The 12,947-nt window shown below is 67.2% G+C and carries 11 protein-coding genes; 4 read left to right on the top strand and 7 right to left on the bottom strand.

Annotated features, from left to right (window positions below; genetic code table 11):
* Nucleotides 1–208 precede the first annotated feature (208 nt).
* Together LQ144_RS16765 and sufU are read left to right on the top strand one after the other, a co-directional pair.
* Nucleotides 209–1,534: a SufS family cysteine desulfurase gene (locus tag LQ144_RS16765; protein WP_230119838.1), complete on the top strand. Its 1,326-nt coding sequence runs from the start codon at nt 209–211 to the stop codon at nt 1,532–1,534.
* Between the two features lie 31 nt (nt 1,535–1,565).
* Nucleotides 1,566–2,015, top strand: a complete 450-nt coding sequence (gene sufU, locus LQ144_RS16760; protein ID WP_230119837.1) for a Fe-S cluster assembly sulfur transfer protein SufU — start codon at nt 1,566–1,568, stop codon at nt 2,013–2,015.
* Nucleotides 2,016–2,031: 16 nt separating this feature from the next.
* Here sufU and nhaA read toward each other — a convergent pair whose 3' ends face one another.
* From nhaA to LQ144_RS16740, 4 genes are all read right to left on the bottom strand, one after another.
* Nucleotides 2,032–3,423 (bottom strand): Na+/H+ antiporter NhaA, encoded by a 1,392-nt coding sequence (gene nhaA, locus LQ144_RS16755; protein WP_230119836.1) that lies wholly within the window; start codon nt 3,421–3,423, stop codon nt 2,032–2,034.
* A 156-nt stretch (nt 3,424–3,579) separates the two neighbouring features.
* A complete protein-coding gene (locus LQ144_RS16750; protein ID WP_230119835.1) occupies nt 3,580–3,801 on the bottom strand; it encodes an SCO4848 family membrane protein in 222 nt (73 codons plus the stop codon).
* 3 nt (nt 3,802–3,804) lie between these two features.
* Complete coding sequence (locus LQ144_RS16745) at nt 3,805–4,302, bottom strand: DUF2505 domain-containing protein (protein ID WP_230119834.1); 498 nt, start codon at nt 4,300–4,302, stop codon at nt 3,805–3,807.
* Between the two features lie 66 nt (nt 4,303–4,368).
* Nucleotides 4,369–5,889 (bottom strand): SDR family oxidoreductase, encoded by a 1,521-nt coding sequence (locus LQ144_RS16740; protein WP_230119833.1) that lies wholly within the window; start codon nt 5,887–5,889, stop codon nt 4,369–4,371.
* Nucleotides 5,890–6,149: 260 nt separating this feature from the next.
* Between LQ144_RS16740 and mfd the strand changes: the two genes are divergently transcribed.
* Both mfd and LQ144_RS16730 read left to right on the top strand, forming a co-directional pair.
* Complete coding sequence (gene mfd / locus LQ144_RS16735; protein WP_230119832.1) at nt 6,150–9,797, top strand: transcription-repair coupling factor; 3,648 nt, start codon at nt 6,150–6,152, stop codon at nt 9,795–9,797.
* A 5-nt stretch (nt 9,798–9,802) separates the two neighbouring features.
* Nucleotides 9,803–10,624, top strand: coding sequence for a metal-dependent hydrolase (locus LQ144_RS16730; protein ID WP_230119831.1), 822 nt, complete (start codon nt 9,803–9,805; stop codon nt 10,622–10,624).
* Between the two features lie 76 nt (nt 10,625–10,700).
* Here the strand turns inward: LQ144_RS16730 and LQ144_RS16725 are convergent, their stop codons facing one another.
* From LQ144_RS16725 to LQ144_RS16715, 3 genes are all read right to left on the bottom strand, one after another.
* On the bottom strand, nt 10,701–10,928 hold the full coding sequence (locus tag LQ144_RS16725; RefSeq protein WP_230119830.1) for a hypothetical protein: 228 nt from the start codon (nt 10,926–10,928) through the stop codon (nt 10,701–10,703).
* A gap of 50 nt (nt 10,929–10,978) precedes the next feature.
* Nucleotides 10,979–11,722, bottom strand: a complete 744-nt coding sequence (deoC, locus tag LQ144_RS16720) for a deoxyribose-phosphate aldolase (RefSeq protein ID WP_230119829.1) — start codon at nt 11,720–11,722, stop codon at nt 10,979–10,981.
* A 97-nt stretch (nt 11,723–11,819) separates the two neighbouring features.
* The gene (locus LQ144_RS16715; protein ID WP_230119828.1) at nt 11,820–12,728 is read right to left on the bottom strand and encodes an FAD-dependent oxidoreductase; all 909 of its coding nucleotides are present in this window, start codon (nt 12,726–12,728) and stop codon (nt 11,820–11,822) included.
* Nucleotides 12,729–12,947: the final 219 nt, after the last annotated feature.

The following is a 12,947-nucleotide window of genomic DNA, read 5'->3' as shown; positions in this document are numbered from 1 at the left end:
GTTCAGGCGGGGCCGGCGACGTCAGAGCCTTCTGAGACCGAGGCTCTCCCCCCAGCCGTCGCCGGCCCTTACAAGTAGTAGAACAGCCGGCACGCGCCGGCACCGCGAGGGCGGCCCTCCAGTTGGACGGGCCGCTTTCGCTGCCGTTTGGACAAGACTGCTCTGTGGGACAATTGAGAGGTACCTCAAGGCATCCCAAGGAGTCCCATTGGCCGTAATATCAACGCCAACCACGCTGGAGCGCGCCCTTCCCGCGATGGATAATGCCGAGGTCCTGCGGATCCGGAACGACTTTCCCGTCCTGGACCAGCTGGTCAATGGCCGACCGCTCATTTATCTGGATTCCGGTGCCACGTCGCAGAATCCGCTGAGCGTTATCGAGGCCGAGCAGGAATTCTACGAGCAGCGGAACGCCGCGGTACACCGGGGCGCACACCACCTTGCCGTCGAGGCCACGGAGGTATTCGAGGACGCACGGCAGACGGTTGCCGATTTCGTCGGCGCTCAGTACGAGGAAATCGTCTGGACGTCCAACGCCACAGAGGGCCTGAACCTCATCAGCTATGCGCTGTCCAACGCCAGCCTGTGGGCTGCGCAGGGGCGCGGTGATGCGCGGCTCCGGGAACTCGGGCTCGGCCCGGGGGACGAGATCGTGGTCACCGAGATGGAACATCACGCGAACCTGATCCCCTGGCAGGAACTTGCCTACAGAACCGGAGCCACGCTCCGCCACATTCCGGTGGACGACGCCGGGGCGCTGCACCTGGACCAGGCGGCGGAAATCGTGGGCGGACGGACGCGGCTTCTCGCCTTCACGCATGCGTCCAACGTACTCGGCACGATCAATCCGGTACACGAGCTCGTGGCGCTGGCCAGGCGGGCCGGCGCCCTGGTGGTGCTGGATGCGTGCCAGTCGGCGCCGCACCTGTCCCTCGACGTCAAGGAGCTGGACGTCGACTTTGCCGTGTTCTCGGGCCACAAAATGCTGGGCCCCACCGGCATCGGCGTGCTGTACGGCAAGCAGGAGCTCCTGGACGTGCTGCCTCCTTTCCTGACCGGCGGTTCCATGATCACCACCGTGACCATGGACCGGGCAGAATACCTTCCGGCACCGCAGCGGTTCGAGGCCGGGACGCAAAAGATCTCCCAGGCCGTGGCCCTCGCCGCAGCCGTCAGCTACCTGACCGAGACCGGCATCGACCGTGTCCACCGCTGGGAATCCGAACTTGGCCAGCGCATGGTGGCAGGCCTTGAAGCCATCGACGGCGTCCGTGTGCTTGGCCCGGGGGCCGGCAAGGAGCGTATTGGCCTGGCGGCGTTCGATGTGGCGGGCGTGCACGCGCACGACGTCGGGCAGTTCCTCGATGCGCGCGGAATCGCCGTCCGCGTGGGTCACCACTGCGCCCAGCCGCTGCACCGGCGCCTCGGCCTGACGGCCACAACGCGCGCCAGCGCCTATTTGTACAACACCACCGACGACGTCGACGAATTCCTGGACGCAGTGTCCGGGGTCCGCGCCTACTTCCGCGCCTAGTGCCGGGATCCATGAAGACAGGTACCGCAGCATGAGCCTCGACCAGCTTTACCAGCAGATCATCCTGGACCATTCCAAGGCCCGGCACGGGAGCGGTCTGTCAGAAACGGCAGCACCCGAGGGCGCGTCCACCGGGCAGTCACACCAGCTGAATCCTGTCTGCGGTGATGAAGTCACCCTGCGTGTCGCCGTGGACCACGGCACCGTTGCGCAGCTGTCCTGGGACGGTGCAGGCTGTTCCATCTCCATGGCCTCCGCTTCCGTATTGAGCGAGATGGCGGAAGGCATGTCTGTGGACGAGCTGCGCTCGGTGATCGGTAACTTCCGGGAGGTTCTCCGCTCGCGCGGAAAGGTCCACGCGGACCCCGAGGTGCTTGGCGATGCCGCCGCGTTTGAAGGGGTGGCCCGCTATGCAGCGCGGGTAAAGTGCGCCATGATCTCCTGGGTTGCCGCGGAGGACGCGCTCAACCAGGCGGCCTAAGCCACCGGACCGCGGCCTACCCGTCCCTCTCCGCGGCGGGCTCGAACACGTCAGGGACGCCGTCGCCGTCGTCGTCCCGCTTTTCCTCCGCCTCCACGCGGCGGTAGTGGCGGTTTCGTGCCTTAAGCACGACGGCGGCAATCGCCGCAGCGGTCACGGAACCGGCCAAGATGGCAACCTTTGCGTGATCGTCGTGGGCCGATCCCGCCCCGAAACTCAACTCGGCGATCAGCAGCGAAACGGTGAATCCGACTCCGGCGAGGATGGACAGTCCGGCGATGTCGATCCACTTCAGCCCGGCGTCAAGCGTTGCCCGCGTGGTTTTGGTGATCAGGTAGGTGGCCCCGAAAACGCCGAGGGCCTTGCCCGCAACCAGCGCGGCCACGATTCCCACGGCCACGGGGTCGGCCAGGGCGGATGCCAGCCCAGCGCCTCCGCCGATGGCCACACCAGCGGAGAAGAACGCAAAGACCGGGACGGCGAATCCCGCAGAGAGCGGCCGCAGCCGATGCTCGATGCGTTCTGCCATGCCCTTTTCCTCCATGCCCCTTTCTGCCAGGGCCCGGTTCGCCGTGGCCTTGTCTGCCGTGTCCCTTTCCATGGCACGTTCGGCCTCCTGCCGGGACGCGAGCACGGGAACCGTGAATCCGAGCAGGACGCCCGCTACCGTGGCGTGGACGCCCGAGGCGTGGACCAGCGCCCAGGTCGCTGCCGCCAGCGGCACCAGGAGGTACCAGCGGCCGATGTGCTTCTGGACGAGCACGGCAAAGAGCGCCAGCGGGACCAAGGCCGCCAGCAGCAGGACGGGCTGCAGGCCGGCCGAGTAAAAGAAGGCGATGATGCCGATGGCGATCAGGTCATCCACCACGGCCAGGGTCAGCAGGAACGTCCGGAGCGCGGCCGGGAGATGCGTGTTGATGACGGCCAGCACGGCTAGGGCGAAGGCGATGTCCGTGGCGGTGGGGATCGCCCACCCCCGCAGTGCCTCGGCGCCCTGGCCCCAGTTAATGGACGCGTAAATGAGGGCCGGCAGGACCACCCCGCCCACGGCCGCGGTCACCGGGACAACCGCCTTGGCCGGCCTCCGGAGCTCCCCGGAAACAAACTCCCGCTTCAGCTCGAGTCCGGCAATGAAGAAGAAGACCGCAAGCAGGCCGTCCGACGCCCAATGGCCCACGCTCAGCCGCAGATGCCAAGGCTCAAAACCCACTTCCAGGTCCCGCAGGCCGAAGTAGGTGCCCGCAGCGGGGGAGTTCGCCCAGATCAGCGCCGCCGCTGTCGCAATGAGCAGGAGGGCCCCGCCGACGGTTTCGAGCCGGAGGATGGCGGAAATCCGCAGGTACTCCGGGTACGTGGAACGGCTGAAGACTGCGGACTTGCGGGAGGGGGCAGGGGGTCGGCTGGGCATCTCGGCTCCTGGCTTGGGGTCGGCAAACATGTTGCCGACCAGACTTCCCGGCGCACCCTAAATACAGCTGGTCCCAGCTTAGCCGAGGACGGCGGCCTCACCCGGAAAATGCTCACTCTGGACGCTCAGCCCGGAAAATGCTCAACCGGGAAACGTTCAGCCCAGAAGCCCGGCGATCCCGATGCCGGCCGTGGCGGCGCCCAACACCATGGATACTGCCACGAGGACCACATGGACGGTGAGGAACTTGGTGGCCTTGCCGCCGGCGTCCCGCGCCCGCGGGTCTTTCATCACCCGGCGCAGGAACTGCGGCCACACCACGAGCGACCAGAAACCCGAAAGGACCAGGACCCACGCCAGGACGGCGGGAACTTCCATCGCCTAGTGGCTTTCGAGCCAGGCCTGCGCCTGCTGGGACTGGATGTTCAGGGCCTTGCCGACCATCGGCTCGGCTGCTTCGGCGATCTTGCCGCCCAGGAAAGGCACGGACGAGGTGACGTTGCCTTCTAGTTCGACCCGCGTGCTGCCGCCGTCTGCGACGAGCCGCTGAACGGCCGTGACATCGATGGGTGCGCCGGCGATCTTGAGCGAGATGGTGCTCTGGCGGGAGCCGTCCGCAGAGGGAGCGTCCCAGTTCTCCACCTGGGTCACTTTGAGGGTGTCGCCCACGAACTTGCGCGCGATTTCCGGCAGGCGGGTGGTGGGCAGGGTGCGCACGGAGGTGGTGCTGAAGGCCCCTGCAACGTCGCCGTCGACAGTGAAGGACTCGAGGCTGCCGCCCACATATTCGCTCGTGTGGCGCTGGAATTCCTCGTTCGTGAAGACTGCTGTGATGCTGTCGACGGCGTGGGGAAGGGTAGTGGAAGCACTCAGTGCCATGGATCCTCCATTGTTGCAGGGTCAAAACATTGTTGCGGGGTCAGAACGCTTTTTGCTCCCCACATCCTACGGGGTGGGCACGGACTCTTCCGCACTGGCGATCTTCCGGGCCGCCGCTGTGATGTTGCGGGACATGGCGGGAAAGATCAGGCTGTGGAATGGGAGCACGGCCAGCCAGTAGAGCCTGCCGCTGAGCCCTTTGGGGAAGAAGATGGCCCGCTGCCGGTACCGGCTGCCGGCTCCGTCCGGCTCCACGCAAAGCTCAAGCCAGGCGCGTCCCGGTGCGCGCATTTCCGCACGCAGGCGGAGCAGTTTGCCCCGCTCGATCCGTTCCACCCGCCACCAGTCCACTACCTCGCCGGCGACGAGATTGTGGGGATGCCGGCGGCCCCTGAGCAGGCCGGCTCCGCCGGAGAGCTTGTCCAGCCAGCCGCGGACGCTCCACGCCAGCGGCAGGGAATACCAGCCGTTGCGGCCGCCGATGCCCTCGATGATGGTCCAGACGTGCGAGGGCTCCACATCGCTGTGGAAGGTTCGCTCGTCCACATAGACCTTGTGCCCGGCCCACTGCGGGTCGCTGGGCAGCGGATCGGCGTCCGCCCCGGCGTTGGCCCAGGTGGTTTCCACTTGCCCGTCGCGTTCCTTGCCAAGCGCCAGGGCCACTGCCTTGCGGTAGCCGGTGAGGCCGCCGTCGGGCTGGTTGATGTAGTTGTCGATGTCGTGTTCGGCGGAGACGGCGTCGTGCTGCAGCGACTGGACCAGCGGCACGGACATGGACAGCGGGATGGGGGTCACGAGCGCCACCCACAGCCCGGCAAGCCTGGGCGCCGGTACGGGAAGCGCCAGGACCAGGCGCAGCGGCAGCCCGGCTTCGGCTGCATATTCCTTCATCATGCCGGCGTAGCTCAGGACGTCCCGGGACCCGATGTCGAACGTCCGGTTGAGTCGCTCCTTCAGTGAGGCTGCGCCCACCAGGTAGTGCAGCACGTCCCTGACGGCGATGGCCTCGATCCGGTTCCGCACCCAGCTGGGCGCCGGCATGACAGGCAGGGTTTCGGAAAGGTGCCGGATCATTTCGAAGGACGCCGAGCCTGAGCCGATCACCACTCCGGCCTGGAAGACGATGGCGTCCACGGGCCCGGACAGGAAGACTTCACCCACCGCTTCGCGTGAGCGCATGTGGGTGGACAATTCGGTGTTGCGGGGGTGCAGGCCGCCCAGGTAGACGATCCGCTGCACCTCAGCAGCCGCGGCAGCGGCGGCCACGAGCTCCGCCATGGACTTTTCCTTGGCTTCGAAACCGGACCCGGCAGCCATGGAGTGAACCAGGTAGTACAGGACGTTCACGCCCTTCAGTGCTTTTTCCACAGCAGCGGAATCATCGAGGCTGCTGCGCACCACCTCGACTTGGTCGAACCACGGCACCCCGGCGATCTTTTCGGGGGAGCGGACCAGTACTTTGACGCGGTGCCCCGCGTCGAGCAGCCGGGGGACCAGCCTGCCGCCGATGTAGCCAGTGGCTCCGGTGACCAGCACCGTCCGCCCGCTGGTGAATGCGCTGCTGTCATTTCCGGTCTGGTCGCTCACGGGAGTCTCCTTAGGATGGCGGCATTTCTGGGCCCAACATCACCTGCCAAGCAAGCTTAGCAACGGGCCCGGCCTCCCCTCCGGACGCGTGCCCCGACGCCGCTCCAAGGGCGTGCCGCGTTGTCGCCGATCGCGTGCCGCGTCTCCGCCGGATGCCGCCCGGTCACTGGCAGGGGTAGGCTGGGATGACCCGGCATTCTCGCGAATTTCGGGTTTTCGTGTTGCCTGCGTTCGAAGTGAATACCCCAGGAGATCCTGCCATGAGCCCCACCGGCCAGCCAATCAAAGGCCTGCCCCTCAGCGGCCTGCGACGCGTCCTAGCCGCAGACAAGACGTTCGCCCGTGTGCAGGCTGAGGCGTCCAGGACCTTCAGCGTCCGTGGTGAGGACTACCAGATCAGTGCCCCGGCGGGCCTGCGCCCTGTGCTGCTCGCGGAGATGGCGGACGGGCTCGCGAAAGCCGACGGCGGCCGGCCGGGGATGGTCCTGGCCGTCACCGCGACGGGACGCGAGGCGGAGGATCTGACCGCCGCCCTGCGCGCGTACCTGCCAGCCGATTCCGTGGCGGAGTTTCCCAGCTGGGAAACGCTCCCTCACGAGCGCCTGTCGCCGCGTTCGGACACCGTTGGACGGCGGCTCTCCGTACTGCGCCGGCTGGCGCACCCGGAGACCTCGACGGCGGGACCCCTGCGTGTGGTGGTGGCTCCGGTCCGCGCCGTGGTCCAGCCGCTTGTGGCCGGCCTGGGCGAACTGGTTCCGGTCACGCTGAAGGTGGGCCAGGAGGTCCCCTTCAGCAGCGTCGTAAAGAACCTCGCCGACGCCGCCTACGCCCGCGTGGACATGGTGACACGCCGTGGCGAGTTCGCCGTCCGCGGCGGCATGCTCGACGTCTTCCCGCCCACCGAGGACCACCCCATCCGGGTCGAGTTCTTTGGCGACGAGGTGGACCAGATGCGCTGGTTCGCCGTCGCCGACCAGCGCTCGCTGTCCTCTCCGGGCCTGCACCACCCCACCGAACTCCATGCCCCGCCGTGCCGCGAAATCCTGATCACACCGTCGGTGATGTCCCGGGCGGCCACGCTGAAATCACAGCTCCCCGCCGCAGCAGACATGCTGGAGAAGATCGCCGGCGGCATCGCCGTGGAAGGCATGGAATCGCTGGCCCCCGTACTGGTGGACGCCATGGTTCCGCTCATGGAGCAGCTGCCGGCAGGTTCCATCTCCGTGGTGATCGAGCCGGAGAAGGTCCGCACCCGGGCCCACGACCTCGCCGCCACGAATGAGGAATTCCTGGAGGCAGCGTGGTCCACCGCGTCCGACGGCGGAACCGCGCCGCTGGACCTCAGCTCCCAGGCGTCAGCGGCCCTGCACTCCGCAAGCTTCCGCTCGCTGACCGATACCCGTTCCGCAGCCTTGGGCCATGACGTGTCCTGGTGGTCCATCACCTCGCTGGCCACCGATGAGGAACTCACCCCCGACATCAACGTGCTCAACCTCCATGCCCGTGAACCGCGGGGGTACCAGGGCGACGTAGCCGAAATGATGGACTTCATCGGTTCCCACGTGCGGAACCAGTGGCGCATCGTGGTGGCCACGGAAGGGCCCGGGCCGGCGCAGCGGCTCGCCGAGCTGTTCCACGACGCCGACATCCCGTGCGCGCGGGTGGACTCCCTGGACCGCGAACCCCAGGCGGGAATCATCGAGGTGACCACCGCCGCCGTCGGACGCGGATTTGTCCTGGACGGGCTGAAACTCGGCCTGCTCACGGAAGCGGACCTGCTGGGACGCACGTCGGCCGGGTCCACGAAGGACATGCGACGCATGCCGTCCAAACGGCGAAATGCCGTGGACCCGCTGCAGCTGCTGGCTGGCGACCACGTGGTGCACGAACAGCACGGCATCGGCAGGTTCGTGGAACTCATCCAGCGCAAAGTCGCCGGCGGCGGAGACGGCGTCCGCGAGTATCTGGTTCTGGAGTATGCGCCGTCCAAGCGCGGGGCTCCGGGGGACAGGCTCTTCGTCCCCACCGACCAGCTGGACCAGGTGACGCGCTACGTGGGCGGTGACACCCCCGTGCTGAGCAAGATGGGCGGCTCCGACTGGGCCAGCACCAAGTCCAAGGCGCGCAAGGCCGTCAAGGAGATCGCAGGCGAGCTCATCCGGCTGTACTCGGCGCGCATGGCCTCCCGCGGGCATGCGTTTGGCCCGGACACCCCCTGGCAGCGCGAGCTCGAGGAAGCCTTCCCGTATGTGGAGACGCCGGACCAGCTGACCACCATCAACGAGGTCAAGGCTGACATGGAGCGTGAGATCCCCATGGACCGGCTGGTGTCCGGCGACGTGGGCTACGGCAAGACCGAAATCGCCGTCCGTGCCGCCTTCAAGGCCGTGCAGGACGGCAAGCAGGTGGCCGTGCTGGTGCCCACCACCCTGCTCGCGCAGCAGCACTACGAGACGTTCACTGAGCGGTTCTCCGGCTTCCCGCTGAAGGTGAAGCCGCTGTCCCGCTTCCAAGCCGCCAAGGAAGCCAAGGAGACCGCCGAGGGCGTGAAGAACGGGACCGTGGACGTGGTGATCGGCACGCACCGGCTGCTCTCCAAGGACTTCGCCTTCAAGGACCTGGGCCTGGTGATCGTGGACGAAGAGCAGCGCTTCGGTGTTGAACACAAGGAGGCGCTGAAGAAAATGCGCACCAACGTGGACGTGCTCGCCATGAGCGCCACGCCGATTCCCCGCACCCTCGAGATGTCCCTGACGGGCATCCGCGAGACGTCCACCCTGGCCACGCCCCCGGAGGAACGGCACCCGGTGCTCACTTACGTGGGGCCGTACACGGACAAGCAGACCTCGGCCGCGGTCCGGCGCGAGCTCATGCGCGAGGGCCAGGTGTTCTTCGTGCACAACCGGGTTTCCACCATAGAACGGACGGCCGCGAAGATCCGCGAGCTCGTGCCCGAAGCCAGGGTTGAAGTGGCCCATGGGCAGATGTCCGAAAGCCGCCTGGAACAGATCATCGTGGACTTCTGGGAGAAACGCTTCGACGTCCTGGTGTGCACCACCATCATTGAGACTGGCCTGGACATCTCCAACGCGAACACGCTGATCGTGGACGGCGCGGACAAGTACGGGCTGTCCCAGCTCCACCAGCTGCGCGGTCGCGTCGGGCGCGGCCGTGAACGGGCCTACGCCTACTTCCTGTACCCCTCTGAGAAGCCGCTGGGCGAGGTGGCGCTGGAGCGGCTGAAGGCGGTGGCGACGCACAACGAGCTCGGCGCCGGCATGCAGCTGGCCATGAAGGACCTCGAAATCCGCGGCGCGGGCAACCTGCTGGGCGGGGAACAGTCTGGCCACATCCAGGGTGTCGGCTTCGACCTGTACATCCGGCTGGTGGGTGAAGCCGTGGCGGATTATCGCGGCGAAGCCGAGGAAAAGGCCGCCGAAATGAAGATCGAGCTGCCGGTCAACGCCCACCTGCCGCACGACTACGTGCCCGGGGAACGCCTCCGCCTCGAGGCCTACCGGAAACTGGCCGGCGCGCTCACGAACGAGGCAATAGACGAGGTCCTTGCCGAACTCGTGGACCGCTACGGCGAGCCGCCACTTCCCGCGCAGAACCTGATCGCCGTGGCCCGCTTCCGGGTCGGTGCCCGCGAAGCCGGCCTCTCCGACGTCGCCCTGCAGGGGAACTTCATCAAGTTCTCTCCCGCGCAGCTTCCCGAATCGAAGACCATGCGGCTCAACCGCATGTATCCGGGCGCGCAGACCAAGCCGGCTCTCGACGCCGTGCTCATTCCGAAGCCGAAGACGGCAAAAATCGGAGGCCGGGACCTGCAGGACGCCGAGATCCTGGAATGGGCGAACGGCGTGATCCGCAATATCTTCTCCGACGCCCCGCTGACAGTGGGCTAGGCGTGATGGGAGGACACCACGCCGCGTCAGGAGCCGCGGCGTGGATAGCTGTTGCCTCGACGGGACCGTACGCCCTGGGCTGGTACCCCCTGGATGCCACCGGCGTACTGATCGGCGGCATGGCGACCGCGGGGACCGCCCTGGTGTGCGACTGGGACCACCGCTCCAGCACCATCGCGCACTCCCTGCCGCCGCTGTCCAATGCAATTGCGGTGGGCATCGAGAACGCCAGCGGCGGGCACAGGCAGGGCACGCATTCGGTGCTGGGGGCAGCCTTCTTCGTGCTTCTTGCAGCCATGGCCGGCCAGATCCAGCTGCAGACGGGCTCTGGGGTACTCTCGGTGGGCGCCGGCGTGCTGTGCATGTTCATGATCAACATCGCGGCCAAGGCCCTGAAGCTTTTTCCGAAGTCCGGCTGGATCACCAACTGGGTCTTCGCCCTCACCATGGCAGGGCTGGTGACCTGGTTCGCGCCGGACCAGTGGACCTGGCTGCCGGTGTCCATGCTGACCGGCGTCGTGGTCCACATCGTCGGGGACCTCGTGACTACCGGGGGAGTGCCGCTCCTCTGGCCGCTCGTGATCAGGCCACCGAAGTTCTTGCGCCGCCTGCCCGTGCTGAAGAGCTTCTGGCGGCCGAACGGGGCGCTGTCCATCCCTCTCTTGGGACGGGCTGGATCCCGGCGGGAATGGCTCGTGCTCATTCCGGTCAGCGCCTACGCCATGGTGGGCATGTGCCTCGCAGCGTTGACCCTGGCGGGCACCCACTTTCCCGCCGCCCTGGCCCTCGCCGGCAGACTCGCCGACAGCCTGCCGGGCCTGCCCTGACAGTTGAAGCCGCGTTAAATACCCGAAGCTCCGGAAAGTTCCGGAGCTTCGGGTATTTAGGCTGCGGCCGGGCGGGTCAGTGCTCGCCGGCGGAGTCCGAGCGGCCGAGGATGGTCTGCGGGATCCAGAAGGCGAGGGCGAACAGGCCCAGGCATACGGCCATCGGCCAGGGGTTCTCCAGCGACAGGAAGGACAGCGAGTAGATGGCTCCCAGGAAAAGGGCCATCATCACTGCGAAGAGGACAACGCTGGTGACCAGGCTGTTCTCGTTCTGGGGTGTCTGCGTGTCGATCTTGCTGGACATTCGTTCCTCCTCGGCCCCGTGGGGCTCAAACTGTGGCGGCCGCCGGCGGATCAGTAAGCGGACGAACCCTGTTCGCCCTTGACGATCGCAATTCCGGAGCTGGCACCAATACGTGTTGCACCTGCAGCAATCATAGCCTGAGCGTCCGCCAGGGAACGCACCCCGCCGGAGGCCTTGACGCCGAGGCCGGGACCGACCGTCCGGCGCATCAGGGCGACATCTTCCACGGTGGCGCCGCCGCCGTTGAAGCCTGTGGATGTCTTGACGAAGTCGGCTCCGGCCTCGACGGCTGCCTCGCAGGCCAGGATCTTCTGGTCGTCGCTGAGCAGGGCGGTCTCGATGATGACCTTCAGGATTGCCTCGCCGGCGTGGACGGCCTCGGCCACCGCCTTGATGTCGTCCACGAGCGCGCCCTTGTCTGCGGCGCGGGCGTCGGCGATGTTGATGACCATGTCGATCTCGTCGGCACCGTCCAGCACGGCGCCCCGCGCCTCGAAGGCCTTGACGTCGCTGGGGGTCGCTCCGAGCGGGAATCCGATCACCGAGCAGGTCAGCACGCCGGAGCCCTTGAGGGCGGTTTTCACGGTCTTGACCCAGACGGGGTTGACGCAGACCGACTTGAACCGGTACTCGGCAGCCTCGGCACATACCTTGAGGATCTCCGCCTCACTGGCTTCCGGCTTGAGCAGCGTGTGGTCGATATAGGAGGCGATGTTGGACGGTTCAGCACCGACGACAGGGGTTCCTGCGGGGCTTGTTGCAGTGCCCGCTCCCGGGCTGGCTTCGTTGCTCATGCTGGTCCTTTCCATGGGCCTCGTGGGCCGCAGTCTCCGCGGTTGTCGCGGTTCCTTGAGTGACCATCTTGCCATAGCCGGCCGCCTCTGCCGGAGGCTATGCGGCAGCAGCCAGCCGGACGTCCGGGACTGCTGTCATCAGCTCTGCCGCGCAGACGCCCGCGGCGGAATCTGAGGCCACAAGCAGGCCCAGCCTGACGCCGTCGAACGACGCCGCGTCACCGATTGCCCAGATGCCGGGCACTGACGAGCGGAAGTCCCTGCCGACGGCGACGCCGCCGGACGCGGCAGTCTGGACCCCTGCGCTGGCTGCGAGACGGTCCCGGGCGATCCGGTCTTCGGCGAGCACCACGAGGTCGCCGTTCATGCGGCTGCCGTCATCGAAAACAATGCCGGCGGCCGGCAGTACGGAGCCGGCCGGGGAGGGGACGACGGCGGCTGGCCGGGCGGTCGTCCGGACGGGTCGGACACCCCTGGCGCGGAGCACGGCCTCGGCCTGCCCTGCGGCAGCGCCGGTGCCGACGAGGATTCCGAGCGGCCGCCGGCCAAGGACCCTCGTGACCACCTTGACGGCGTCGCCGATCTTCGCGGCGTCATCGATGGTGGAGTAGCTGAGGCACCGGCTGGAGCCCTCAACCAGCGAGTGGGCGGGCGTCGAGCCGGTGGCGATCACCAGCTGGTCATAGCCAAAGTCCATACCGTCGGCTGTGGTGACCACACGGGCTGCGGCGTCGATGTGGCTTGCAGGCTGGCCGAAACGCACGGAGACAAACGGCAGGGCCGCGAGTTCCAGCAGCTCATCGGGCGCGTCGTCACGGCTGCTCAGCACGGTGACAGTTCCCCGGAACCTGGCCGTGGCGAGCTGGCGGACCAGCGCCTGGGCGGCGGGGCCTGCGCCGGCGATGACAATCTTTGGCGCCGAAGCAGGCGAACCTACGGGAGATGCGGATGCGGATTCGGAGGCGGGTGCGGTGGCAAATGGCGGAAACTGTGCCGGAGCGGACATGTGGGGGCCCTTTCAGATGCTGCACCAGGCGGGCCGGATCTCGGGCCCTGTTGTGCTGATGGGACCCAGCGTAGGCGGCCGGCTTTTCGCGCAGGTTTCCCGGCTGTTGCGGAAATATCCCTGCCTGTTCGCCAGTGTTTACCCGCCGGTAATACAACCAACGCGGGGTCACTCCGCGCCCATTCCACACGCTGGGATGGGCGCGGAGTGACCCCGCGT

The sequence above is a fragment of the Arthrobacter sp. Bi83 genome (assembly GCF_918698095.1).
GTDB lineage: Bacteria > Actinomycetota > Actinomycetes > Actinomycetales > Micrococcaceae > Arthrobacter.
The sequence above is the reverse complement of the archived record's forward strand: the minus strand, read 5'-3'. Positions and strand labels throughout refer to the sequence as shown.